This is a genomic window from Vreelandella titanicae (genome assembly GCF_014697095.1).
In the GTDB taxonomy this organism is placed as follows: domain Bacteria; phylum Pseudomonadota; class Gammaproteobacteria; order Pseudomonadales; family Halomonadaceae; genus Vreelandella; species Vreelandella titanicae.
The window spans coordinates 885580-909607 of record NZ_CP059082.1; the positions used below are offsets into that span (position 1 = coordinate 885580).

The window sequence follows — 24028 nt, forward strand, 5'->3', positions numbered from 1 at the left end:
AAGGCCTTGGCAGGTAGTAAGTACTTACAAATCGCCAAAGTAGTGCTGCAGCAACGAAAGCGCCACCACCGGTGCCGTCTCCGTACGCAAAACCCGTGGGCCGAGAGTCAGCGGCGTAAAGTCAGCGGTTTGGGCAGCGGCGATATCACTCTCGCTTAAACCGCCTTCAGGGCCGATAAGCAGCGCTACCGAAGCCGGTCGGTCTTGGCGATCAAACGCATTGCCGGTCGCTAGATGCAGCATCAAGCGCAGCGGCTCTTGGCGCTCTTCAAGCCATGCTGATAACGGCATCGGTGAATTCACTTGGGGCACCACCGCACGGCCACTCTGCTCGCAGGCGCTGGCAGCCACTGCCTGCCAGTGGGCTAGCTTTTTATCTTCACGGTCGCCCTTTAAGCGCACATCACCGCGCTCGGTATACAGCGGAGTAATCGCCGCAACGCCCAACTCGACGGCCTTCTGGATGGCATAATCCATTCGGTCGCCTTTAGAGATGGCCTGGCCTAAATGGACAGACAGCGGCGATTCACCACTGCCCGACCATACCGCTTCGACCCGCACGAGCGCCTGCTTGCGGCTAACGTCCGCCAAGCGCACCCCCGCCTCAAGACCTTGGCCGTCAAATAGCACCAACGGTGCACCTTCGCCCATGCGCAACACGCGGGTGATGTGGCGCGCCGGGCCATCAGGCAATGCAAGTTCTCTGCCTGCTACGAAAGCAGCAGGCACATAGAGACGTGGCATTTTGCCATGCAGGGCGTACCAATCAGCGGCGTGCGTTTCTGACATGGCTTTTGGCATCGCTTAGTGAGTGTTTTCGGCGGCTTGCTTAGCTTCGCGCTGCTTACGCTGAGCGTACATCGCTTCGAAGTTAACCGGTGCCAGCATCAGTGGCGGGAAACCACCACGGTTGACCAGGTTATCCACGCACTCGCGGGCGTAGGGGAACAGCAGGTTAGGGCAGAAGGCACCTAAGGTCTGATCCAACTGCGCACCTTCAATACCGGCAATACGGAAAAGGCCCGCCTGTTCTACTTCCGCCAGGAAAGAGGTGGTACCGGTTTCGTTGTCGTTCACCTGGGCAGTGACTTTGACCACCACTTCATACTGGTCATCAGCAATTTTAGTGCTGGTAGTATTAAGATCCAGGTTCACCTTAGGTTTGAACGCCTGCTTAAACACCGAGGGCGAATTGGGCGCTTCAAACGAAATATCTTTTACATAAATACGCTGCAGCGAGAATTTGAGCTGCGGTTTTTCGTCCGCCGCGGCACCAGCCTGCGGGGTGTTGTTATCTTCCGCCATGAGAAAACTCCTGATTGTTCATTAAATAAAGGTAGCGTTGCTTACTTTTTAACCACCGGAAGGCCGTCGCCTTGCCACTGCGCCATACCGCCTCTCAACTTGTAAGCACGCTCAAAGCCTGCTTTGGTGAGCTTGGCCTGTGCGGCGCCAGAACTCTGACCGTGCTTGCAAACCACGATGACCGGCTGGGCTTTTACTTTATCCAGTTCGCTCATGCGGCTATCGAGGTTGCTCTGCGGAATGTTGCGCGCCCCCGCGATATGCCCGGCTTTGAAGTCTTTGTTTTCACGGATATCCAGCACCACCGCGTCTTCGCGGTTGATAAGCTGAGTGGCCTGCGAGGCAGTCAGTGCATTCGTGGCGGCGCTGCGCGTTTCATAAATAATCCACGCTATCAGCACCAGCAAAAATGCCCCAACTAGCAGGGGGTGGTTCTGTACGAATTCGAACACCTGATCGATCATCGCGAACACAATCTCTTGGTCTATGCAGAAAAAAGCGGCCTAACCGCTGCCAAAACGCGACAAGTATACACGTCAGATAGCTTCCCGCGCAGGCCAGGAGGTTGTACGGCTTGACCGATCGTCGCGAGAAGCACGGATTCTGATCCAAATTTATCGATCGATTGAGGCGAATAGCGCGCTATTTAACGAAATCGATCGACTAAAGTTGGCCAAAATACCGGGATTCGCAGTAGATCAGTGTTAAGCCGGACAGGCTCCTAAATCATGACGCCTGGCAGTTGCCTGCGTTATGATGCCCCAAGCGTGCGCCTGTCGCGACCCCGAATTTTCGAGTCGTTCGGCTTGCCAATCTTAACGAGGTTTTTTTATGGATACTTCTCGCACCCCGCGCCCCGTGGCGCTGATTATTCTCGACGGCTACGGCCACAACCCCGAGAGCGACCATAATGCGGTGGCCGCTGCCCATACGCCGACAATGGATAAACTGTGGGAAAGCCGCCCTCACGCCTTCGTTCACACCGATGGCCTTAACGTGGGGCTCCCCGAAGGTCAGATGGGCAACTCTGAAGTTGGCCATATGAATATTGGTGCCGGACGTATCGTTTATCAGGACTTTACCCGTATCAGCAAGGCGATTGAAGACGGTGACCTGGATGTTAATGACAACCTCACCCAGCCGATTGACGAAGCTGTCGCCAATGGCCGGCCGGTACACTTGATTGGCCTGCTCTCCCCCGGTGGTGTCCACAGCCATGAAGACCACTTCATTGCCATGGCCGAACTTGCGGCACGCCGTGGGGCGCAGCGTATTTTTATTCATGCCTTTCTCGATGGTCGTGACATGCCACCGCAAAGTGCGTTGGCCTCAATAGAGCGCGCCAATGCTCGCCTGGCCGAGCTGGTGGGCGCTGACAATGGCTTTGTCGCCTCGATTATTGGCCGTTTCTACGCCATGGATCGCGACAACCGCTGGGAGCGCGTCGAGCAGGCCTACCGTCTGCTTACCGATGGCCAAGCAGAGTACTACGCCACCAGCGCTGAAACCGCACTGCGTGACGCCTATCAGCGCGGTGAAACCGACGAATTCGTATCGGCTAGCAGCATACCGCTCAAAGATGGTTCCAAAGAAAATGCAATTACTTTGCAGGATGGCGATGCAGCAATTTTCCTTAACTTCCGCTCCGACCGCGCCCGTGAGTTAACTCGTGCCTTTGCCGAGCCGGATTTCAACGGTTTCGAGCGGCGGGCATGCCCTAAGCTTGCCGGTAAAGGGCTGGTAATGATGACCCAGTACGCCGCTGACATTCCTGCGCCATCCGCCTTCCCGCCATCTGATCTTAATGACACTCTGGGGGAGGTCGTCGCCAAGCGTGGCTTGAAGCAGCTGCGTATTGCCGAAACCGAAAAGTATCCCCACGTGACGTTCTTCTTTTCAGGCGGTAACGAAGCCGAGTACGAAGGCGAAGAGCGCATCCTGGTGCCCTCTCCCCGTGATGTGCGCACCTACGACGAAAAACCTGAAATGAGCGCCTTTGAGATTACCGATAAGCTTGTCGATGCCATTGACGGCGGCAGCTTCGACCTGATCGTTTGTAACTACGCCAACGGCGATATGGTCGGCCACACCGGCGACTTCAATGCGGCGGTAAAAGCCATTGAGACCGTCGATACCTGCGTGGGTCGTGTCGTTGAAGCCATCGAGCGTGCAGGCGGCGCCTGCTTAATTACCGCCGACCACGGTAATGCCGAACAGATGGTTCATCCTGAAACGGGTGCACCACAAACCGCCCACACCACCTTTGTGGTACCGCTTATTTACGTTGGCAAGCGCCCAGCCTCGCTTGAGGAGGGCAAGCTATGCGACCTAGCCCCCACGCTGTTGACCATGATGGATCAGAAACAGCCCGAGGCGATGACGGGTAAAGCACTGATTCATTTCAAGTAATGTCTATTTGGCGCTATTTGGCAATGACCCTCCTGCTGGCGCTAAGTTATGCGCCAGCAGGCTTCGCCCAGCAGGATGAAAGTGCTGCGCGTCGGCAGTTGGATGCAATTGGCCAAGAGATCGAGTCCGTTGCCCAACGCCTCAGCGCCACTGGCGAGGCTCGCGATAGCGCCGAACGTGAGCTCAAGGAAGTCGAAACCAAGCTTGCCGAGACTCATCAGCGCTTAGACACGCTACAAGCTGAGCGCCGCCAGTTGAATGATGAAACGACCCAGCTCCGTCAACATCGTGACCGACTGGAGAGCGAGCGTGCCGACCAATATGCAGCCTTGGGCCAGCAGCTCTCAGCACTTTACCGCCTTGGCCCAACGCCGCAGCTCAAACTGCTGCTTAACCAGGGCGACCCGTCCGAGCTTGATCGTATGCAGGCGTATATGAATCGGCTGACCGAAGCACGCAATCGCCGCTTAAATGCTATCGCCCGCCTCGATACGGCGCTCGCCGATACTCAGGAGGAACTAAGCGAGCGGCAGGCCCGCCTCGATACGCTGGCCGACGAGTTAGAAGAGCAAAGCGCGCTGTTAGCCCAACGCACCACCGAACGGCGAGGCGTTGTTTCCAATCTGGATGACCGCTACGGAAGCGAAGAGGAGCGGCTGGCCGACCTCAATCAGAGCCGCGAAGAGGCCGAAAGGGTACTGCGTAATATCCAGGCGGAGATGGCAAAACTTGCTGAACCCACGCCTACTACGCATATTGTAAGCACCCAAGGTGATTTGCCTTGGCCGGTACAGGGTTCAATCAGCAGCAGTTTTCACCATCGCGACGGCGTGCACTATAACGGTATTGTGATTCAGGCCAGCGCGGGCACCCCGGTCACTGCCGTACACACTGGCCGGGTGGTATTCGCTGACTGGATGCGGGGGTTTGGTAACTTGTTGATTATCGACCACGGTGACCAGATCATGACGCTGCATGCTCACCTGCAACAGTTTAGCGTCAGGCCTGGTCAGCAGGTCAGTCGCGGTGATGAAATTGGTCGCGTAGGTGATAGCGGTGGTCAAACCCGCGCGGCACTCTACTTCGAAGTTCGCCGCGGGGGTGAACCAATTAATCCACAGCGTTGGATTGCGCGTCGCTGACGGGATAAGCTGCATGACTATTGATGTCTCAATGTTCATTTTCAACTAAACACTTTCCACGACAGGGTGCGCGCTATGGCGCCACCTATCGCCCTGCGGAGTCTGCATGACGCTATCAGTTACCGGGGTATCAGCCCCCGCCAAGCGCTTCTTGGCTACCCTGCTCCCGATTGCTTTACTGGCGGCCCCGCTACCGTTGCTCGCCCAGCCAGCCGGTAGTGGTGCGGTGGATGAGCCATCCTACGACCAACTACCCCTGGAAGATATTCAGACCTTCGCCGAGGTGTTTGAACGCATTAAGCGTGCCTACGTTGAGGAGGTCGATGACAGTACGCTGCTGCGCAACGCTATGCGTGGCATGCTGAGCGAGCTAGACCCCCACTCCGCCTACTTGGATGAGGAGGAGTATCAGAGCCTGCGCGAGTCGACTCAGGGCGAATTTGGCGGCATCGGTATCGAAGTGGGCACCGAGAATGGTCAGCTCATGGTGATTACGCCTATCGACGACACCCCCGCTTCCCGCGCGGGGCTACTTTCTCGCGATATTATCGTCGCCATTGATGGCACCCCCACCGACAGCATGTCGCTGCAAGAGGCCGTCACCCTGATGCGCGGTGAGCCGGGCACCGATCTACGCATTAGCGTGCTGCGTTCAGGCGAAGATTCGCCGCGGGAATTTATTCTGACCCGCGAGGTTATTCGCAGCGAAAGCGTTAAACATGAGCTGCTCGAGCCCGGTTATGGCTACCTGCGCGTTAGTCAGTTTCAGGCGCGCACACCGGAACAGGCGCGCGATGCGCTTGAGCTTATGGCTCGCGAACAGCCTTTAGAAGGGTTGGTACTCGATTTACGTAATAACCCCGGTGGGGTGCTACAGGCCGCCGTCGGCATTGCCGACCTGTTCCTGGATGAGGGCTTGATCGTGTATACCGAGGGGCGCCTCTCAGATACCGAAATGTCGTTCTCTGCCTCACCCACCACGCCCGCTGCCGATGTGCCGCTGGTCGTGTTGATCAATGGTGGCAGTGCGTCAGCGGCGGAAATCGTCGCCGGGGCGCTGCAGGATCAGCGGCGTGGTGTGATTATGGGCACCGATAGTTTTGGTAAAGGTTCAGTGCAGCAGATTATGCCACTCGGTAATGGCGAAGGACTCAAACTTACCACGGCGCTCTACTACACTCCCAACGGTCGCTCCATTCAGGCCCAAGGCATTGAGCCCGATGTAGACGTTGTGCGTGGTCGCTTGGAAGTCGCCGAGAGCCGCCGGGAGATTCGTGAAGCCGACCTCGAGGGCCACCTAAGCGCTCAGCAGGCGCCACGGGATCGCCAGGAGATGGCCGAGCGACTACTCAATGATTACCAACTCAGCGAGGCGCTTAATCTGCTTAAAGCACTCAACGTAGTCGACCGTCAACGGCGTTGACGGCAACCTGATTTAACGACAGCTAAGCGGCAGGCGGCCGCGCTCCCCGGTCGCCTGCCGCATCAATACCCGTTTTAGCGGCACCAACTGGTTCATGCCACTCATTCCCAGGTTACGCGCCAGCGTCAACGCCGGGTCGTGGCTGCCGAACAGTACTTTAAACCCCTTCATCAGCCCCAGCATGGCGCTGTTATCAAAGCGCCGCCGGCGTTCATAGCGCTTCAAGGTGCTTAACTCTCCCCAGGGCGCACCGCGCTGCCAGGCATACACCACCTCTTCTGCCAAGACCGCCGCATCCATAAGGCCTAAATTGACGCCCTGGCCCGCCAGCGGATGAATGCTGTGGGCAGCGTCCCCCACCAATGCGAAATGCGGTTGCACATAGTGACGGGCATGGCGCTGCACTAACGGAAAACGGTGGGCCTTATCGCAGACCGTTACCTCACCTAGGCGATGACCAAATGCTCTCCCCAGTGCCTCCCCAAGCGCTTCGCGGGGCAGTTCACTCAGTTCAGCGGCGTGCTCCGGCGTAGTCGACCATACAATTGAGCAGTAATGGTCATCCCCTTCCACGGTTAACGGCAGAAACGCCAGTGGGCGACCATCAATAAACGCTTGCCGAGCCGCCCCACCATGGGGCTTGGCGCACTTAACGGTGGTTACCACAGCCTCCTGCTGCATATCGTCACTGGCCACCTCAATACCGGCCATTTCGCGTAGCACCGAGTGGGCACCATCTGCGGCGATGATTAACGGCGCATGTAGCTGTCGCCCATCGTCAAGTATCAGCCAGTCGCCACTTGAGGCTTGCTTTGAAGGATATGAGCTTGGGCGCTGCAGCGCCTGTAGGCGAGCGCCAAAAAATGGGGTGACATTGGGATGGTCAACGACCTGGCTATTGAGCGCGGCCAGCGTGACCGCGTTCTCAACGATATGGCCCAGCACCGCGACACCCGCCTCGTCGGCAGAAAAGGCAATTTCACCACTGCCTTCGGCATCCCATACCTGCATGCCTTGGTAAGGAGTCACTCGGGTTTTCTGCATCGCAGGCCAAGCGCCCAAATGGGTTAGCAAACGCTGAGAGACCGGCGTTAACGCGCTAACCCGCGGGGCTGGCAGCACGCTAGTAGCATCTTCAAGGCTTAACGGCGCGGGCTTTGCCTCAACAAGCGCTACCTGCATGCCTGCCTGGGCTAACAGCGCGCAGAGCGCGGTACCGACCATACCACCGCCAACAATAATCGCTTCAAAGCTTTCCACCGACGGCTTCGCAATAGATGAGTCCGTATGCATAGCGTTCCCTTGTTCGTGGGCTAGGATGTATAAGCTTAACGTTCTAAGCCCATGGCGCGGCGAGCCAGCCCTCGCCGCAAGGGCCCAACCAGATTCAAACCTATTAACCCCGCGGCCCGAGCATGGGGCAGCAGCGGGAAGGAGAGCCCGAACAGCCGCACCAGCCCGTCGCTAAAGCGAATCACATTGGCGCGGTCTCGGGAGCGCTGCTTTTCAAAGGCTTGCAGCGTACTCATATCGCCCAACGGCCGCTTGGCCTGCTCACCCTGCTCCAGGGCCTCGACAAGATCCATTACCCCACGCAGGGCTAAGTTGAACCCCTGCCCCGCGACCGGGTGCAAGGCATGAGCAGCGTTACCCAATACCGCCAGCCCTGGACGCACCGGTTCTTCAGCGGTGACCAGTGAAAGCGGATAGGCGTGTCGGGTGCCTACCTGGGTAAAGCGACCCACTCGATCACCAAAGGCACGTTGAAGTTGCAACAGAAATTCACGCTCGGGAAGCGCCATACGCGCTGTTTCACTGCTAGTGGGGTGCGTCCAGATCAACTCCATGGCCTGGCCGGGGAGCGGCAACAGCGCCATTGGTCCTTGGGAGGTAAAGCGCTCATAAGCGACGCCCATGTGGGGCTGGCTTACCCCCACGTGGGCGATCAGCGCCGTCTGTTGGTAAGACTCATGGCGGCTGCCAATGCCTAACTGCTCTTTAAGACCAGAGCGTCCCCCATCTGCCAATACCGTTAGTCCTGCCGTCAACTGGCTACCGTCTGAGAGCTGCAGATCATGCCCATTAGCCACGGGAGTAAGTTGCTCAACCTTCGCCGGGCAGTGCCACTCCAGCGGTAGTTGGGCAAGCCGTTGGTGCAGCACACGTCCCATCCACGCATTGGGGATGACATGCCCCAGCGCGGCGACACCCAGCTCGTCAGCACTCAGCCGTGTCGCTCCTAAGCGGCCTCGCTCACTGATGTGAATGCGCTTGATAGGCGTGGCCTCATCACGCATCGCTTCCCACACACCCAACTGTTGGAAGCGCTGGGCTGAACCTTCTGCAATCGCACTGGCCCGGGCATCAAAACTGGGCTGCCAGGTCGTTTCCTGTGGCTGAACAGCCATAGGCGCCGACTCAATGATCGCCACACGCCAGCCATAGCGTTCAATCAGCGGCGCCAGGGCGCAGCCTAAACTGGCGCCTACCAGCCCCCCGCCCACAATCACAATGTCATGCGTCAGCGCTCCCTTAACCGCCTGATTAGACTGCTGCATTGGCTTCTCCCGGCCACGACGCCGACTCATAAAGAGGTAATAATAATTTCGTAACGTAATTTACATAAAGACTTTTATAGACATTGATGACTGGTTACTTTTTAGCCATCAATGCTTCGATTTCAACGACCTGTTTAGGCACGTCTGCGGTCAGTACTTCATGGCCTTCGTTAGTGACGACCACATTGTCCTCAATACGAATACCAATCCCCTGATAGGCATCAGGAATATCGTCTTCACTAGGAATATACAGGCCAGGCTCCACGGTGAGCACCATACCTACAACCAGTGGCCGAGGTGTTTGCTCATCCAACCGGTAAGTGCCGACATCGTGCACATCCAGCCCCAACCAGTGTGACGTTGAGTGCAGGTAAAAACGTCGATAACTCTCATCATCGATGCGCGCCTGAACGTCGCCTTCCAGCAGGCCAAGCTCAATCAGCCCGGCAGTTAAGTCATGCACCACGCCCTGGTGGATATCAGCAAGGGTGGCACCCGGCTGGACGGCACTCACAGCGCGCTGCTGGGCGTTGAGCACCACTTGGTAGAGCGCCCGCTGGGCATCATTGAACTGCCCGGACACCGGGAATGTGCGGGTGATATCACCAGCATATAACTCAAACTCGGCACCTGCATCGATCAGCACCAAGCCGTCTTCACACAGCGGTGCGCTGTTTTCAATATAGTGCAGTACGCAGGCGTTGGCACCGCTACCCACAATCGTACTGTAGGCAGGGCCACTGGCCCCATGCCAGACAAACTCATGCTCTAACTCTGCCTGGAGCTGAAATTCGCTCAGCCCTGGGCGCGCCACCTGCATGGCGCGCCGGTGAGCATGGGCAGATATCAGCGCCGCATGTCTGAGCAGGGCAATTTCAGCATCGCTTTTGATTAGCCGCATGGCGTGAACCAACGGGTTGATATCCAGCCAACCTTTTAGCGGTGGCCGACCGCGTCTAAGCCCGACCAGGGCTTCATGTAAAGCATCTTCAGCCATGCTGACAGCTTCAGCATTGTCTAGCGGCAGATAAAGTAGCTCACGACCTGCCAACAATTCAGGCAGCCGTTCATCACGTACTGCGTTTTCAAACGCCTGATCGATGCCGTATTCAGCGACCACGCCTTTGGCACCCAAACGGCGCCCTGTCCAGGCTTCCATCGTAGGGTCTCGATCCTGACAGAACACCACGCTTTCACCTTCAGCGCGCCCTGGTAGCAGCAATAGCAACGCATCCGGTTCACGTATGCCTGTCAGGTAGTAAAAATCGCTGTTCTGGCGGAAGGCAAATTCGCTGTCCCGGGAGCGGGTCATCAGTCCGGCACCGGGGAGCACCACCGCTGCGTTATCCGGCAGCTGGGCCATTAAGGCGTCACGGCGGTGGCGGTACTCGCCCATACTGATCGCAGGGGGGCGAGGTAACAACGTAGGCAACACAGGGTCGGACAGCATAGCGGCTCCTATCTAGGCAACGGGATTAGTGAACGGGTGCGTCAGTTTGCTCGACTTGCGGCATACCGGGGTGCTGCTCGGTATACAGCAGCATAGCGGCCATGCGGGCATGTTCGGTAAGCGCAAACAGATCGTTTTCGTTTTCGGGGCTGTCGTCGATATCGGTATCTATCCGACCCAGCGCCTGCAAGTCATCAATCGCCTCACGGAGCGCCTGAGACCAACGCTCGCGCAGCTCGTTGTCGGCCACTTCATCGACCACCTCAATAAAGCCCAGCGTCCACTCTTTAAGACCCTGCGCCTGCTCGCCCAGGGAGAACAGCTCGTCGGGTAGCAGTGGGGTATAGTCCAGGTCGCTGGCGCTAAGCGCCTCTACGGTTTGCCGCCGCCAGCCTAATAGCCGCTCGGCACTTGCCTGATCGCGGGGCTGCTCAACACCAAGGCTCTGGCAGACTTCGTCCAACCAAGCCTCTGCATTCACATCGCGTAACGCCAGCAGCGCACATAAGCGGCCATCCAAAAACGCCGGCGACTGCATGCTGCCATGGAGAAGAAAGACATCTGCGACATCGGAGAAGTCCTGACGCTCATCAATCAATGACATAGTATTTAATAACCTCGTATTTACTGGGCGTGTGGGGGATAGGGTGGCGGCAATGGTACGAGATGCACTCGCCCGCGCGTTGACCGCGCACAAGTGCCTCTCTTATAGTGAGTGACACCTATCTTCCTATGCTGTGATGTTAACGCATTGGGCCCCTTGCTGGCCCGTGCTGGAGTCTTTGATGAGCAACGCCAAGCGGCCAACCAAAGAAATAACCCTATTAGGGCGCGGCTATATCATTGCCTGCGACACGGGCGAAGAAGCCAAACTTGATCGCGCCGCGCGCTACTTAGACCGCGCCATGCAGGGTATCAATGCCCAAAGCAGCGTGCTGGGGAGTGAGCGTGTGGCGATCATGGCGGCCCTCAATATCACCCACGAACTTCTTGAAGCCATGGATGAGCACCGTGCCGGTGAAGAGAGCCTGAACCGTTTAAATGAGCGCCTTGAGCGGGCATTATCCAAAACGCGCCAGTCTTAGGCTTTACCTGAAAGCGCTGTCAACGATCTAAAGACTCGGCGAACGTTTAACCCAGACCTTTGGCATTAGCCGTCGCTCTGTTAGGATGGCGGGGTTCTCTGGGGTGTACGCCAGTCGTTATAGTCCCTCGAGCCTATGCGTAATACCCAGGGGGCCAAATGCTAGCCAGGCCCGTGTGCATGTCCGTGCGTCGGAAAGCCTGACGGTCTGGCTGCGGCCACCCACCTGAACCAGTAGGTTCAGGGCCAGAATGACAGCGGCACTCTGGAGAACACCCAAAGTCTAGGCTATGCGAAAATATAGAGGATAAAAGAATATCTGCATGGAAAGCCTCTATCTGGACGACGATAAGCGCGCGCTCCGCCGCTCTTTACGTCACCAACGCCGAGCCCTTTCTGAGCATGAGCAACGCCTTGCGGCACAGCGCTTGTGCCAACGATTGAAAACCCTGCCTGAAATACGCCGCGCACGGCGCTTAAGTCTTTATCTGCCTGTCAACGGCGAAATCGATCCTACCCCGCTTATTCCCTGGCTACGTCAGCGTAACGTCAATATTTATCTCCCGGTTTTACGTCCGTTTAGCGCTAACCGCCTGTGGTTTGTTGCCTACCGTCCTGACACCCCAATGATAAAAAACCGTTTTGGTATTTGGGAGCCTGACGTGAGATTCAGTGCCCAGCGGCGTAATCGGCTGCCCACTTGGGCGCTAGATACGCTGATTGTGCCGCTAGTCGGATTTGATGCTAATGCAAACCGCATGGGCATGGGGGGTGGATTTTACGACCGCAGCTTAGCGTTCATGCACCGCCCCGGCCCATCGCCTACTTTGATTGGCGTCGCCCATGCCTGCCAACAGGTGGCTTCTCTGCCTGTGGAGCCATGGGATGTGCCTTTACAGGTGGTGGTCAGTGACCAAGGCTACGTTCGTCGGCAATCGCTGTCCTTAAAAACTGGCCATAAAAAAGGGCTGACCCCATAAAGGATCAGCCCCTCTCGTCTGCTATCTGTCACCTTGCGGGGAATTAGCTTCCCGACAACGCCTGCGCATAGCCGGTAGCCAGCACTCCTAATGCAAATACCACCATCAACGCCATTACCATATCAGGCTTCTTCCGCCGCATGCCGCTTCTCCAACACCTTTACCGTTGCCGAATGTGCTAAATCCACCACACTTTACGGTTTCAAAAGGGTGGCAGATTTGCTTAATTTCGTTCACGACTATAGGGCTATTAGGCCATCGTTGACAACTAGTTTAGCGACCTTTTTTAGCCTCATTTCTGAGGATTAAGTTACGTTATGTTACTAGCAGCTCTGACGTTAAAGGTAAGCAACCACTTACACACAACTATTTACGCACGTCTTATGCTTACCGCAGGGCAGCGCTAAGCCATAAATAATCGGTAGGCCGGATTATCGCTTTCACGCCAGTAACGGTAGCCGATGGCGTCTAAGTACTCTGCCACATGAGTACGGTCACCGTTTGGGACTTGCATTCCCACCAACACTCGGCCGTAGGCAGCGCCATGGTTGCGATAATGAAATAGCGAGATGTTCCAGTCGTGTGGTAACTGCGTCAAAAAGTTCATCAGCGCACCGGGGCGCTCGGGGAACTCAAAACGGTATACCTCTTCTTCGAAACGTTCGCTGGGGCGGCCACCACTTAGGTGACGAATATGCAGTTTCGCCAGCTCATTGTCGGTCAAGTCTTCTACTTGATAGCCACTCTCACGCAGCTTGTCGATCACTGCCTGTCGATCTTCACCACCGGGCTTAACCTGCACGCCCACATAGATATGCGCTTCACTGCTGTCAGCGTAGCGATAGCTAAACTCGGTTACCATGCGCTTGCCTAGCGTGCGGCAAAACTTCTTAAAGCTGCCGGGTTTCTCGGCAATGGTCACCGCCAGGATCGCTTCACGCTGCTCGCCTAGCTCCGTGCGCTCGGCAATGTGCTGTAGGCGATCAAAATTGGTATTGGCGCCTGAGTTAATGCACAGCAGCGTCTCGCCTTCGACACCGGTCTGCTGCACGTATTTTTTTAGCCCTGCCAGCGAGAGCGCGCCAGAGGTTTCCGCCACGGCACGGGTATCTTCAAAAATATCTTTCACCGCTGCACACATTTCATCGGTATTGACGGTGATAACGCCGTCAATCAGATCTTTGATCAACGAAAACGGCACCTCGCCAATTTGTGCCACCGCGACGCCTTCGGCAAATACACCCACTTGCTCGAGCACCACACGCTCACCCGCCTCTAAGGCGGCTTTGAGGCAGGCGCTGTCTTCGGCTTCGACACCGATTACTTTGATATCCGGGCGGAGGTACTTCACATAGGCCGCGACACCGGCGATCAAACCACCGCCGCCAACCGGCACGAAGATGGCGTCTAAGCGCCCAGCGTGTTGGCGCAGAATTTCCACGCCGATGGTGCCTTGACCGGCCACCACATCAATATCGTCAAACGGCGGAATATAGGTGTAACCGTGCTCTTTGATCAGCTCTTGAGCATGCTCGGCTGCAGCAGCGAAGGCATCCCCTTTGAGGATGACCTTGGCGCCCCGGGCGCGCACCGCCTGCACTTTGATATCGGGGGTAATACGCGGCATCACAATGACGGCTTTGACACCCATCAGCTTCGCGGCCATGGCCAGCCCTTGAGCATGGTTACCGGCGGAGGCGGCAATCACGCCTTTATCTTTTTGATCCTGGGTGAGCTGCGCCATTTTGTTATAAGCGCCACGGATTTTGAACGAAAACACCGGCTGTAGATCTTCGCGCTTAATCAAAATCTGGTTGTTGAAACGACGCGACAAAAAGGGTGCAGGGGAAATCGGGGTCTCACAAGCGGCTTCATAAACGCGGGCTTGGAGGATCTTTTTGACGGTTGCTTCGAGCATGCGGGTATCCCAAGGGAAGAACGTGAACGGACAAAGCTTTTATTGGTAGCAGATTACGTATAGCGGCGTCTAGCCGCGTTTCCATCGGCAGGCAACGTTTAGGCCGTTATACTAACGCCACTACCTCTTTTCTCTAACTCTCCTCTGACTCACAAGGCTATTTATGAACCAAGCTATGAACCAGGATGAATTAAAGGCCGCCGTGGCGGACGCCGCCATTGCAGAAATTAAATCTCAGTTGGAAAAGGATACCATCTTAGGCATTGGCACCGGCTCCACGGCTAACCTGTTTATTGATCGCCTGGGGCCCCTGCGCCATCACTTTAAAGGCGCGGTGGCGAGCTCTAAGGCAAGTGCCGAGCGCCTTGAAAAACTGGGCATTGAAGTTTTTGAGCTCAATAGCGTTGGCACAGTTCCTTTTTACATCGACGGTGCAGACGAAGTAAATGCTAACTTACATATGATTAAAGGCGGCGGTGCTGCGCTTACCCGCGAGAAAATCGTGGCTGCCTGTGCCGAACGCTTTATCTGCATTGCCGACGGTTCAAAGTACGTGCCTCAGCTAGGTCATTTTCCGCTACCGGTAGAAGTCATCCCCATGGCTCGCTCCTATGTCGCCCGCGAGCTGGTAGCGCTTGGTGCCGAGCCGGTTTATCGCCAGGGGGTAGTCACCGACAATGGCAACCAAATCATCGACTGCTTTGAATTTATGATCGAAGACCCGGTAGCCATGGAGGCGCGTATCAACGCTATCGTCGGTGTGGTGACCAATGGCTTGTTTGCCGCCCGCGGCGCCGATGTTCTGCTGCTGGGCAAAGAAGATGGTGTGGAGCGCATAGCGCTTAAATAAAGATTCTTCGATACAGGCACTGGCTAACGAGACAGTAACGACGCCAATCCTGTCAGGGTGCGATCAAGTGCGCCTTTTTGCGTCTCAATCACCGCGCGGCCAGCGCGCCCAGCCTGTTGGGCGCGCTCAGGGTTAGCAAAGTAGTCCGCCAAGGCATCTGCCAGGGCATCCGAGCTATCGACCAGCGTTAGCGCACCTGCCGCTTGAAGCGGTTCAGCGACATCGGCGAAGTTCTCAATTGAGGAACCGCTAAGCACCGGCCTACCGAGCGCCGCTGGTTCAAGCACATTGTGCCCGCCCAACGGCACTAGGCTGCCCCCCACAAAGGCCACACGACCTGCTGCATAAAGAACGGCCAGTTCACCGAGCGTATCCCCCAGGTAAACCTGAGTTTTCTTTGTGGCAGGCTGCTGTAGGCTGCGGCGGCTTAGTGTCCAGCTTTCTGTTTGGCAGAGCTTAGCCACCTCTTCAAAGCGCTGGGGGTGACGGGGCACCAGCACCAGCAACGCGTTCGGATAGCGCCTAAGTAGCTGACGATGGGCTTGAAGCACCACTGCTTCTTCGCCGTCTCGGGTGGAGCCCGCTACCCAAACCGGACGCCCTTCCCATTCTTGAAGTAAGCGCTCACTCTCTTCAGACACCTTATCTTGGCAAGCTATTTCAAATTTCAGCGAACCAACGATGCGTGTAATATCCGTGCCGCAGCCAAGGGCATTAAAGCGTTCGGCATCTGCCGGTGATTTTGCGGCTAGCCAGCTAATATTGGCGAGCGTGCTGGCCATTAGCGGGCGCAGGCGTTGGTAGCGCTTAAAGGCGCGGGGCGATAGGCGACCATTCACCACTGCCACCGGCACACCCTGCTGGCGACAGGCGTGGATCAGGTTGGGCCACAGCTCGGTTTCAAACAGGATCGCAAGTTCGGGCTGAACGCTGCGTACAAAGCGTCTGGCAGCACCGGGAAAATCCAACGGTAGGAAGCGATGGGTAAGCCTTGCTTGATCGCTTGGGGTTTGCTCGCTAATAAGCGCTTGAGACTGCTGAGCACCTGTCGCAGTCATGGTAGTGAGCAGCAGGCTATGCGTTGGATAACGCGCTAGTAGCCCCTCAATCAACGGTCGAGCAGCGCGTACTTCTCCCACCGAGGCACAGTGCAGCCAAATACGTGGCGCGGAAGGCAGCGGTTCGAGGCGTAAACCCAGCCGCTGAAGGCGTGAGTAAGTGGGTACTTGCTCACGCCATATGCGCCAGCCAATCAGCGGTGAGAGCGCATACAGTGCCGCTGAGTAGGCAAGCCGAGGCCAGGCAGGTGAAGACATCAGAGGTTTCTTAGCGTTCACGATCTAGAATCGAACTAATCATCGCCGAGGTCGAAACGCCATCTTCAAAGCCCAGTACTTTAACCTCACCACCATTAGCGATAACGGCCGCGCCCCCGGCGATATCTTCTGGACGATAATCGCCACCTTTGACCAAAATATCGGGTAGCACCGCTTCGATCAGCGCCTGAGGGGTGTCATCACTGAACGGCACAACCCAATCGACAGCCCCTAACCCCGCCAACACCTGCATCCGCCGGTTAAGCGGATTAATCGGACGTTTGGGCCCTTTCAGGCGACCAATAGAGGCGTCGTCGTTAACCGCGACGATTAAACGGTCACCCAGGCGCTTGGCCTGCTCCAGGTAAGCGACGTGGCCCGCATGCAAAATATCAAAGCAGCCGTTGGTCATGACCACCCGCTCACCGCGTAGCTGGGCAGCACGCACCGCCTCAATCAATACATTCGGTTCAATCACCCCAAACTCGGCCAGCTTATCGCCGTGTAAGGCAGTGTAGAGCTCGGCGATAGAGAGCGTGGCCGTGCCCGGTTTGGCCACTACCAACCCTGCCCCCAAATTAGCCAGCATCATTGCTTCGGGAAAGGCGTGGCCTGCCGCTAGCGCTAGCCCCATTAAGCCAATAACGGTATCGCCTGCCCCTGTTACATCGAAAACTTCCTGAGCGCGGGTGGGTAGGTGTAGCGGCGCATGCCCTTCACGAATCAGCGTCATGCCTTTTTCGCTGCGAGTAATCAGCAACGCTTCCAGCTCCAACTCAGCACGTAGCGCTTCACCCCGTCGGGATAACTCGGCATCGGACGCACAATGGCCCACCACGGCTTCAAATTCGGTCAGATTGGGAGTGATTAAACTTGCCCCACGGTATTTGCTGAAATCCTGCCCTTTCGGATCGATTAGCACGCGCTTGCCCTGAGCTCTTGCGTTGGCTATCAGGTTCTCCACTTGGTTCAGCGTGCCTTTGCCGTAGTCGGAAAGGATCACTACGTCGCAGTCGGGGAGCACCTTTTCTACCTGAGTCACCAGCTCACTGGTATCGACACTGTCCAAGCGCTGCTCGAAATCCAGGCGCAACAACTGCTGGTTACGACTCATCACACGCAGCTTGGTAATCGTGGGTATCTCAACGCTACGTTGAAAGTAAGTACTCACACCTGAAGCAATCAAACTAGCTTGTAGAATCTGCGCGTTGTCATCGTCTCCGATCACACCCGCCAGCACCGCGTGGCCGCCCAGGGAGGTAATGTTCAGCGCCACATTAGCCGCTCCGCCCGGGCGGTCTTCAACATCTTCTACCCGAACTACTGGCACAGGCGCTTCGGGGGAAATCCGCGAGGTACCTCCATGCCAATAGCGGTCAAGCATGACATCGCCGACCACCAGTACACGGGCATGTTCTAACGCGGTTAAATCAATCTTCATCGGTGCTCCCTGCGCTGGCAGTCAAAGCGGTATGCGCCAGCAATGTATCCAGTTTAGCGATAACGTCGTCTGCTTTAATCAGCATCATGGCGCTTGGGTGACGCACCCGCTGGCCCCAGCTCACCTCGTCTACCGACTTATGCAGATAAGTACGTACCGCGTCAGGGTATGCGTTGACAGCAAAATCGCGCCACAGATAGGGTGCGGCACGCTGGGGATTGGTCGATGCATAAAGACCCAATGCCGGCGTTCCCATGGCATTGGCCATATGGATAGGGCCGGTATCCGGCGCTATCACCGCTTGGGCTTGATCGATCAGCGCTAAAACCCCTTTCAATGAGGTGCCGCCGATGGCGTTAATGACACTGGCTGGCTGACAGAGTGCTTCAATTTGCTCGCCTATTTCACGCTCCAGAGCACTGCCGCCACCGGTCAATACGCTTTTAAGACCGTGCTGCACCCAAGCGTGTTCAATCACGCTCGCGTAGCCCTCTACCGACCAGTTGCGAAAATTACGCAGGCGAACGTTGCTACACGGGTTAATGACGAGGTAAGGGGTCTCACCGCTGATCACCTGAGCCTCATTACGTGCCGTATCGGGCACAGGTAAATCCCACGCTAAGCGGTCATCCTCTACCCCGAGCACCCGGGCGAAGTCCATAAAGGACTCCAACACATGGGCATTGGGGTGCGGCGCAAGCTGATGCTGGGTGAACCAGTGCTGAGCATCTTTGGCACGCGCCTTGTCATAGCCCACGCGTACGTCGGCCTTCAGCCCAAGCGACAGCACGCTGGCCCGAATGGCCTGCTGCATATGTAGCAACACATCGAAGCGCGTATCGGCAAGCTGCCGCCATAACGCGCGCATTCCGGCAATACCTGTCGACTTGTCGTAAACAACGAACTCGACCCCGGAAAGCCCCGCCAGTAGACTGTGCTCCCCCTTACCGATAATCCAGGTAATGCGCGCATCGGGCCACTGGCGCTGCAACGCCCGCACCGTGGGCACGAGATTGCACACATCTCCTAGGGCGGAGAGGCGCAAAATGGCAATGTGGTTAGGCTGAACAGGCAGAGAGGGCTTCATGCGCTTAGCGGCACTCCGGCAGAGAAATTGGCTGATTTTACATGATGTAGACAGTTTATGTGACGGGCCGGGAACACACCAAATTGATCCAGACTTATTCACGCGCGATTACTGGCGTGAGCGCGGATTAATTGTGGGCGAAGCACCAGGCCGGGGCAGCAGTCTGTTTTTACAGGCAACGCCGACCGAGCAGTGGGTATTAAGGCCCTATTGCCGGGGGGGCATGGCGGCCAAACTCAGTGAGAAACGCTACCTATGGACTGGCGCTGAGCGCACCCGGGCATTTCGTGAACTGCGCTTAACCGCCACGCTTTTTGGGCAAGGGCTGCCGGTACCTCGCCCCGTAGCAAGCTGTGTTACTCGCTATGGGCTTACGTATGAAGCCGCGTTGATTACCGTGCGCATTGCTGGTGCCAAAGCATTCGCTGAGCTACTCGCCGACGATCTGGCGGATGAAGCGTTGTTAAAGCGTGTAGGTGCTATGATTTACCGCTTTCATCAAGCGGGGCTTGATCATGTTGACCTGAACGCACGCAATATTTTGATCGACCCCAGTAGCGCACCTTGGTTGATTGACCTTGATCGCTGCCGCCTCCGTGCGGCGGGAAAGTGGCAGGAAAAGAATTTAGCTCGCTTAGAGCGCTCGCTAGGAAAGTTTTCTGCCATCTCCCACAGCTCAGAATTAATGGGCAGCATTCGACAAGGCTACTGTAGTTAAATTTTTATCGCGACTCGTTAAAACAGCTTTTAAAATACCTGTCAGTTCACCAATGAACATTAATTTTTCATAGATGCAGAAAACAACTGAGAAACTGAGTATATGTTAAGAAAGATCCCTTCAGGCTTATGGGAAACACATTATTTTGGAAAAACGCCCCTACCCTTAATAGCGATAGGCGTATTAACTACGTTGTTTTATGTTTTTTCAAAGCCTCACTTTGATGATTTTAGCGACTTCAATAAATTAGTACTATCTGTCTCTGGTTTAATTAGCATTAAAATTTATGCCGCACCAGTATGGAAACACCCTGTTTTTCATATGTTTTGGTGGGCCTTACTATTAGCAGTGTGTCATTGGTTTTTTTTAACACTAGCACTTCCTGATCTGGCAGGTGACTACCCTAAACTGGATCACATTGCCCGACTGTTTGTATTTATTATATTTGCATGGTGGCTTGCTGGCAGCACACAGAACACGCTACTTTTCTGGAGTATTGCTAGCGCAGCTGTCGTATTGGCGCCATGGATCGCTGGCGATGGCCTCGCTGATTTTCAGCGTGGTTTTCTCGGCGAACGCATTGGGTTTGGTATTCGTAACGTTCAGCATTCAGCGATGTTTTTCGGCACAGTACTGCTTGGATTGCTTATTTTTTTACCACGGCTGTTAAGGGCTCCTCTACAACACTATGGCAAACTAAGTTTATGGGTACTCGCTTTTATTATCATTATAGCTGGCGTTATCATTTCACAAACTCGCGCCACTTGGCTGGGTGTGATAGCAGGCTTATTAACGGCACTTTTCTTAATCTTTATTGAGCATCGGAAAAGTTTTTCAAAAAAATATCTACTCATATTTTTTATTTTATCAGCATGCCTGGCGATTCTTATTATTACCAATAGCTCTTTAGTCATTGAAAGAGCTACTGCAGAATTGGATACCATTCAGGCACTACTGAGAGGTGACTGGAGTTCTGTTCCCCTATCAACCAGTGAAGTACGCTCTAGTGTAGGGGAGCGACTATATAGTTGGCGCGCCGCGATCGATATGATTGCCCAACGCCCCTTGCTAGGCTGGGGTGAGCAAGGAATTGATTATCTATTTGATAACATCCAATATAATCAAGCACACTATCAAGCTTTAAATTTTGGTCATCTACATAACCTCTATCTTGAAATCACACTACAGTATGGCTTGTTAGGTCTAGCTGCTTACTTTTATCTACTAGGGTGGTTTATAGCAAACGCATGGTTTGCTTGGAAGCGGGGGGATATGCCAGGTGATGTCCTGCTATTTCTCTATGCTTTTCTATGTTTTTGGAGTGTGATTAATCTTTTTGAATCATATTTGATATTTTGGACAGGTGTATTTCTGTTTAATGTTGTTATGGCGGGCGGCCTCGTCCATATATGGAAACCCACATTGCGCACTAACAGTTCAACACCTTCTGTTATATCAGAAAAGGATCGCAAATGATTAATATTGTCCTGTGCTCCGATGAGGTTTATATAGATAAAGCCGCTGCCGTGATAGCGTCAACCGTTTGTCACAGCGAGACACCTGAGGCGCTGCATTTCTATATATTAGGATACAAACTATCTACAAATACTCATCAAAAGCTGCACAACTGGTTTACGACACTGCCTGCTGAGCTAACGATCATTGAAGCTGAGAATAGTCGCTGGCCCGAGTTAACATTGGGCCGTTTTGGGCCTGCCGCCATGCTGCGCCTAGGCATGCACAATTGGCTGCCACCAAGCTGCCAGAAAGTTATTTATTTAGACTGTGACCTTGTAGTGCTAGACGATATCGCCAATTTGTTGGCATTCGACATACAGGGCGCTCCCATCGCTAGTGTGGCTAATCTACAAGGAACCGAGCAGAGTAGAATGGGCCTTGGTTATCAACACTATTTTAATTCCGGCGTCCTTCTGGTGGATCTAGAAGGATGGAAAGCTCGCAATGTGCTAGATCAAGTAGAGCAAATATTAAAGCAGCACGATTACACCTTAAGTTATCCCGATCAGGACGCATTAAATCTCATTTTCCAAGACTGGTATCGACTACCCATGCGCTGGAATATGCAGCCGTACGCTTATCCGGCCGTAGAAAAAAAAGCAGCTCACTATGCTGATTGGCAGAAGGAACTTGAACACGCTATCCGTGAACCCGCGATCATACATTTTATTGGCGCACGTAAACCATGGCACGCCGACAGCCGCCACCCACTTGCCTATTTGTATCGGCACTATCTTTCGTTAACACCGTGGCAGCCATCTGTACAAGCTACTCGACCTTCCTTGCAACGACGTCTGAAGCAAATGCTGGCGTGGTTTAAGAATCGGCGGCGCCGCCAGCGATTGCATTGCCACCCTGTGATGCAACTTCCGCCCCACCAAAAGGACTCGCCCACATGAAGGTATTGATTGTCGTGCGTACGTTAAAAATTGGTGGCATGGAACGGGTTGCGGTAAACCTTGCTGACGCCTTTGCGGAACACGGCCATGAGAGCCATTTGATGTACTTTAAGCCGCGCCCCCCTCAGTTAGAACCAAGCAATGAGCAAGTCAAAGTTCACCATTTCGCACTGTCTCGTGCCATGTGGACATCGGGTGTGGGTGGCATTATTGAGGTGGTAGCACGCCTGCTCAATAGCGTGTTAAGGAAAAGCTATTTTTTATTATCAGGCTGGTGGGGTGGAAAACTTTTTCGTCGCGAAGTACGTCGCCTTGAGCGCCAATATGGCGCTTTTGATCGGATTATTTTCCGCGGCATTGGTACCTTTGAAACGGTATGGTCCTTCCAAGACCCCCGCGCCTGTTATGTGCTGGAAAATATCGTCAAAACTACCGGAAGTCATGCCCCTTGGCTAGAGCGACTAAAAGCACGCTGTCTGTTTCATAACAAACACTTAGTAACCGTATCCCACGGCGTCGAAAAGCAAATCGCCACTGCTATGCAGACGCTACAAGTCAAACCGTCCTCGCTGAGAACCATTACCAATCCATGCCCTTTAGGGGCTATTCGAAAGGCTATGTACGAAGACTTCCCAGAGCGGCCCAATTCTCCATATCTACTCAATGTAGCCCGCTTGGTACCGCAGAAAAACCATCACCTTCTACTGCGGGCGTACGCCAAGATGCGCACAACGCTTCCGCTGGTGATTGTCGGCGAGGGGCCACTGCGCAAAGAGCTGGAAGCGCTAGCCGTTGAGCTGGGTATTGCGGCACGGGTTACTTTTACCGGTCGCCAACTAAACCCTTACCCTTGGATGCATCATGCTCGCCTATTCATCTTGAGCTCTGCCCACGAAGGTCTTGGCATCGTATTACTTGAAGCGCTGGCCTGCCAAACGCCTATTGTCTCGGTCGATTGCCCAGGCGGGGTACGTGATATTATGACCGGTGAGCTGGAAGCTTATCTGTGTGAAATGACACCGGAGGCGTTAGCAGCCCGTGTCGATGCCATTCTTGATGCTGACGGCTATGCTATTGATGAACGTTGGCTGGAACGTTTTTCTCCAGCGCACATTACTACTGCCTTTTTGCAAGAGATGCCTGCTTCATGATATCGGCTAATATTATTACCTTTAACGAAGAAGCCAATATTGCGGACTGTATTGCTTCCGCTCGCCAAGTATGTGAAGACATCGTTGTGGTGGATTCAGGCAGCCAGGACCGCACCACCGCTATCGCGCGTGAGTTAGGTGCCAAGGTGGTTCAACAAGCCTATTTAGGTGACGGCGTTCAAAAAAATATCGCGCTAGCGCACGTAAAGTACGACTGGGTGCTCAGCTTAGACGCCGATGAACGCCTAACCCCGGAGATGGTCGAAGCGATTGGACAACTAGACCTAGCTGCAACCGAGCATGACGCCTTTGCCTTTCGTCGCCGCAATATGATTGGCTCACGCTGGATTAGAGTCTGTGGCTGGTATCCCGATTACTGTATTCGGCTCTACAACCGGCACCATGCTCGCTTTGCTGATGTAAAACAGCATGCCAGCATAGGGGCTGCCAACCCCAAGCGACTTAACGCAGATATAGTGCATTACTCCTTTGCTAACTTAGGTCAGTTATTTGCCAAGCCAGGGCGAAACTTCAGCGGTCGTGCGGCCAAAATCATGTTTCAAAAGGGGAAGCGGGCAAACGCTTTTTCACCGTTTGCACATGGCCTGAATGCCTTCGTACGCAAATATATATTTCAGCGAGGCTTCATGGGCGGAGTAGATGGCATGACCGTTGCGATCAGCGCAGGGCTAAATAGCTACTTAAAGTATGCCAAGCTGCTCGAATATCAACGCGATCCCAAAGTGCTTGAAGCGGAAGACTTTAATAAGGTTTGGTGA

Annotated in this window: 22 protein-coding genes and 1 other RNA gene; 12 read left to right on the forward strand and 11 right to left on the reverse strand. The window is 54.9% G+C overall.

The window, feature by feature from the left end:
• Positions 1-24 precede the first annotated feature (24 nt).
• Genes HZS52_RS04200 through HZS52_RS04210 form a run of 3 tightly spaced genes read right to left on the reverse strand, consistent with a single transcriptional unit; the run spans position 25 to position 1769 of the window.
• Complete coding sequence (locus HZS52_RS04200; RefSeq protein WP_414120777.1) at positions 25-789, reverse strand: 16S rRNA (uracil(1498)-N(3))-methyltransferase; 765 nt, start codon at positions 787-789, stop codon at positions 25-27.
• Positions 790-804: 15 nt separating this feature from the next.
• Positions 805-1305: a protein-export chaperone SecB gene (gene secB, locus HZS52_RS04205; protein ID WP_027958471.1), complete on the reverse strand. Its 501-nt coding sequence runs from the start codon at positions 1303-1305 to the stop codon at positions 805-807.
• Positions 1306-1346: 41 nt separating this feature from the next.
• Complete coding sequence (locus HZS52_RS04210) at positions 1347-1769, reverse strand: rhodanese-like domain-containing protein (RefSeq protein ID WP_027958472.1); 423 nt, start codon at positions 1767-1769, stop codon at positions 1347-1349.
• 367 nt (positions 1770-2136) lie between these two features.
• Here HZS52_RS04210 and gpmI point away from each other — a divergent pair, with 367 nt between their 5' ends.
• From gpmI to HZS52_RS04225, 3 genes are all read left to right on the forward strand, one after another.
• Positions 2137-3714 carry a 2,3-bisphosphoglycerate-independent phosphoglycerate mutase gene (gpmI, locus tag HZS52_RS04215; protein ID WP_159177869.1) on the forward strand — a complete coding sequence of 526 codons (1578 nt, stop codon included), beginning with the start codon at positions 2137-2139 and terminating at the stop codon, positions 3712-3714.
• Between the two features lie 23 nt (positions 3715-3737).
• Positions 3738-4856 carry a murein hydrolase activator EnvC family protein gene (locus tag HZS52_RS04220; RefSeq protein WP_223828046.1) on the forward strand — a complete coding sequence of 373 codons (1119 nt, stop codon included), beginning with the start codon at positions 3738-3740 and terminating at the stop codon, positions 4854-4856.
• Between the two features lie 106 nt (positions 4857-4962).
• Positions 4963-6279 (forward strand): S41 family peptidase, encoded by a 1317-nt coding sequence (locus tag HZS52_RS04225; RefSeq protein ID WP_190374191.1) that lies wholly within the window; start codon positions 4963-4965, stop codon positions 6277-6279.
• A 12-nt stretch (positions 6280-6291) separates the two neighbouring features.
• On the opposite strand, the gene HZS52_RS04230 is transcribed toward HZS52_RS04225, so the two are convergent.
• The 4 genes from HZS52_RS04230 to HZS52_RS04245 all read right to left on the reverse strand — a co-directional run bounded on the left by HZS52_RS04230 (position 6292) and on the right by HZS52_RS04245 (position 10891).
• On the reverse strand, positions 6292-7572 hold the full coding sequence (locus HZS52_RS04230) for a UbiH/UbiF/VisC/COQ6 family ubiquinone biosynthesis hydroxylase (RefSeq protein ID WP_190374192.1): 1281 nt from the start codon (positions 7570-7572) through the stop codon (positions 6292-6294).
• Positions 7573-7607: 35 nt separating this feature from the next.
• Entirely contained in the window at positions 7608-8837 is a 1230-nt protein-coding gene (ubiH, locus tag HZS52_RS04235; protein ID WP_190374193.1) for a 2-octaprenyl-6-methoxyphenyl hydroxylase, read from the reverse strand.
• A gap of 94 nt (positions 8838-8931) precedes the next feature.
• Entirely contained in the window at positions 8932-10272 is a 1341-nt protein-coding gene (gene pepP, locus HZS52_RS04240) for a Xaa-Pro aminopeptidase (RefSeq protein WP_190374862.1), read from the reverse strand.
• Positions 10273-10312: 40 nt separating this feature from the next.
• Complete coding sequence (locus HZS52_RS04245) at positions 10313-10891, reverse strand: UPF0149 family protein (protein ID WP_022521010.1); 579 nt, start codon at positions 10889-10891, stop codon at positions 10313-10315.
• Positions 10892-11072: 181 nt separating this feature from the next.
• Here HZS52_RS04245 and HZS52_RS04250 point away from each other — a divergent pair, with 181 nt between their 5' ends.
• The 3 genes from HZS52_RS04250 (at position 11073) to HZS52_RS04260 (ending at position 12351) form a co-directional block, all read left to right on the forward strand.
• The gene (locus HZS52_RS04250; RefSeq protein ID WP_022521011.1) at positions 11073-11372 is read left to right on the forward strand and encodes a cell division protein ZapA; all 300 of its coding nucleotides are present in this window, start codon (positions 11073-11075) and stop codon (positions 11370-11372) included.
• Between the two features lie 92 nt (positions 11373-11464).
• A non-coding RNA gene (gene ssrS / locus HZS52_RS04255) (6S RNA) lies at positions 11465-11647 on the forward strand.
• A gap of 47 nt (positions 11648-11694) precedes the next feature.
• The gene (locus HZS52_RS04260) at positions 11695-12351 is read left to right on the forward strand and encodes a 5-formyltetrahydrofolate cyclo-ligase (protein ID WP_009286373.1); all 657 of its coding nucleotides are present in this window, start codon (positions 11695-11697) and stop codon (positions 12349-12351) included.
• Positions 12352-12754: 403 nt separating this feature from the next.
• On the opposite strand, the gene ilvA is transcribed toward HZS52_RS04260, so the two are convergent.
• Positions 12755-14269 carry a threonine ammonia-lyase, biosynthetic gene (gene ilvA / locus HZS52_RS04265; RefSeq protein ID WP_190374194.1) on the reverse strand — a complete coding sequence of 505 codons (1515 nt, stop codon included), beginning with the start codon at positions 14267-14269 and terminating at the stop codon, positions 12755-12757.
• 175 nt (positions 14270-14444) lie between these two features.
• Between ilvA and rpiA the strand changes: the two genes are divergently transcribed.
• Positions 14445-15119, forward strand: coding sequence for a ribose-5-phosphate isomerase RpiA (rpiA, locus tag HZS52_RS04270; RefSeq protein ID WP_027958479.1), 675 nt, complete (start codon positions 14445-14447; stop codon positions 15117-15119).
• A 23-nt stretch (positions 15120-15142) separates the two neighbouring features.
• On the opposite strand, the gene waaA is transcribed toward rpiA, so the two are convergent.
• From waaA to HZS52_RS04285, 3 genes are read right to left on the reverse strand one after another with little or no spacing between them, the layout of a single operon-like run.
• A complete protein-coding gene (gene waaA / locus HZS52_RS04275; protein ID WP_190374195.1) occupies positions 15143-16435 on the reverse strand; it encodes a lipid IV(A) 3-deoxy-D-manno-octulosonic acid transferase in 1293 nt (430 codons plus the stop codon).
• A 10-nt stretch (positions 16436-16445) separates the two neighbouring features.
• Positions 16446-17876 (reverse strand): bifunctional D-glycero-beta-D-manno-heptose-7-phosphate kinase/D-glycero-beta-D-manno-heptose 1-phosphate adenylyltransferase HldE, encoded by a 1431-nt coding sequence (gene hldE / locus HZS52_RS04280; protein WP_190374196.1) that lies wholly within the window; start codon positions 17874-17876, stop codon positions 16446-16448.
• The gene (locus HZS52_RS04285) at positions 17866-18963 is read right to left on the reverse strand and encodes a glycosyltransferase family 9 protein (RefSeq protein ID WP_053856930.1); all 1098 of its coding nucleotides are present in this window, start codon (positions 18961-18963) and stop codon (positions 17866-17868) included. The genes hldE and HZS52_RS04285 overlap by 11 nt, the downstream gene beginning before the upstream one ends.
• Here HZS52_RS04285 and HZS52_RS04290 point away from each other — a divergent pair.
• The 5 genes from HZS52_RS04290 to HZS52_RS04310 all read left to right on the forward strand — a co-directional run bounded on the left by HZS52_RS04290 (position 18962) and on the right by HZS52_RS04310 (position 24028).
• On the forward strand, positions 18962-19681 hold the full coding sequence (locus tag HZS52_RS04290) for a 3-deoxy-D-manno-octulosonic acid kinase (protein ID WP_190374197.1): 720 nt from the start codon (positions 18962-18964) through the stop codon (positions 19679-19681). The genes HZS52_RS04285 and HZS52_RS04290 overlap by 2 nt on opposite strands.
• A 102-nt stretch (positions 19682-19783) precedes the next feature.
• A complete protein-coding gene (locus HZS52_RS04295) occupies positions 19784-21157 on the forward strand; it encodes an O-antigen ligase family protein (RefSeq protein ID WP_009286370.1) in 1374 nt (457 codons plus the stop codon).
• Positions 21154-22098, forward strand: a complete 945-nt coding sequence (locus tag HZS52_RS04300; protein WP_190374198.1) for a glycosyltransferase family 8 protein — start codon at positions 21154-21156, stop codon at positions 22096-22098. The genes HZS52_RS04295 and HZS52_RS04300 overlap by 4 nt, the downstream gene beginning before the upstream one ends.
• Positions 22095-23249: a glycosyltransferase gene (locus HZS52_RS04305; RefSeq protein ID WP_190374199.1), complete on the forward strand. Its 1155-nt coding sequence runs from the start codon at positions 22095-22097 to the stop codon at positions 23247-23249. Before HZS52_RS04300 ends, HZS52_RS04305 begins: the two co-directional genes overlap by 4 nt.
• Complete coding sequence (locus HZS52_RS04310; protein WP_138800894.1) at positions 23246-24028, forward strand: glycosyltransferase family 2 protein; 783 nt, start codon at positions 23246-23248, stop codon at positions 24026-24028. The genes HZS52_RS04305 and HZS52_RS04310 overlap by 4 nt, the downstream gene beginning before the upstream one ends.

Bases quoted from the DNA above. Each gene is read 5' to 3' on its own strand.
- HZS52_RS04200 (WP_414120777.1), bottom strand. From the start codon at position 789: ATGTCAGAAACGCACGCCGCTGATTGGTACGCCCTGCATGGCAAAATG.
- secB (WP_027958471.1), bottom strand. From the start codon at position 1,305: ATGGCGGAAGATAACAACACCCCGCAGGCTGGTGCCGCGGCGGACGAA.
- HZS52_RS04210 (WP_027958472.1), bottom strand. From the start codon at position 1,769: ATGATCGATCAGGTGTTCGAATTCGTACAGAACCACCCCCTGCTAGTT.
- gpmI (WP_159177869.1), top strand. From the start codon at position 2,137: ATGGATACTTCTCGCACCCCGCGCCCCGTGGCGCTGATTATTCTCGAC.
- HZS52_RS04220 (WP_223828046.1), top strand. From the start codon at position 3,738: ATGACCCTCCTGCTGGCGCTAAGTTATGCGCCAGCAGGCTTCGCCCAG.
- HZS52_RS04225 (WP_190374191.1), top strand. From the start codon at position 4,963: ATGACGCTATCAGTTACCGGGGTATCAGCCCCCGCCAAGCGCTTCTTG.
- HZS52_RS04230 (WP_190374192.1), bottom strand. From the start codon at position 7,572: ATGCATACGGACTCATCTATTGCGAAGCCGTCGGTGGAAAGCTTTGAA.
- ubiH (WP_190374193.1), bottom strand. From the start codon at position 8,837: ATGCAGCAGTCTAATCAGGCGGTTAAGGGAGCGCTGACGCATGACATT.
- HZS52_RS04245 (WP_022521010.1), bottom strand. From the start codon at position 10,891: ATGTCATTGATTGATGAGCGTCAGGACTTCTCCGATGTCGCAGATGTC.
- HZS52_RS04250 (WP_022521011.1), top strand. From the start codon at position 11,073: ATGAGCAACGCCAAGCGGCCAACCAAAGAAATAACCCTATTAGGGCGC.
- HZS52_RS04260 (WP_009286373.1), top strand. From the start codon at position 11,695: ATGGAAAGCCTCTATCTGGACGACGATAAGCGCGCGCTCCGCCGCTCT.
- ilvA (WP_190374194.1), bottom strand. From the start codon at position 14,269: ATGCTCGAAGCAACCGTCAAAAAGATCCTCCAAGCCCGCGTTTATGAA.
- rpiA (WP_027958479.1), top strand. From the start codon at position 14,445: ATGAACCAGGATGAATTAAAGGCCGCCGTGGCGGACGCCGCCATTGCA.
- waaA (WP_190374195.1), bottom strand. From the start codon at position 16,435: ATGTCTTCACCTGCCTGGCCTCGGCTTGCCTACTCAGCGGCACTGTAT.
- hldE (WP_190374196.1), bottom strand. From the start codon at position 17,876: ATGAAGATTGATTTAACCGCGTTAGAACATGCCCGTGTACTGGTGGTC.
- HZS52_RS04290 (WP_190374197.1), top strand. From the start codon at position 18,962: ATGCGCTTAGCGGCACTCCGGCAGAGAAATTGGCTGATTTTACATGAT.
- HZS52_RS04285 (WP_053856930.1), bottom strand. From the start codon at position 18,963: ATGAAGCCCTCTCTGCCTGTTCAGCCTAACCACATTGCCATTTTGCGC.
- HZS52_RS04295 (WP_009286370.1), top strand. From the start codon at position 19,784: ATGTTAAGAAAGATCCCTTCAGGCTTATGGGAAACACATTATTTTGGA.
- HZS52_RS04300 (WP_190374198.1), top strand. From the start codon at position 21,154: ATGATTAATATTGTCCTGTGCTCCGATGAGGTTTATATAGATAAAGCC.
- HZS52_RS04305 (WP_190374199.1), top strand. From the start codon at position 22,095: ATGAAGGTATTGATTGTCGTGCGTACGTTAAAAATTGGTGGCATGGAA.
- HZS52_RS04310 (WP_138800894.1), top strand. From the start codon at position 23,246: ATGATATCGGCTAATATTATTACCTTTAACGAAGAAGCCAATATTGCG.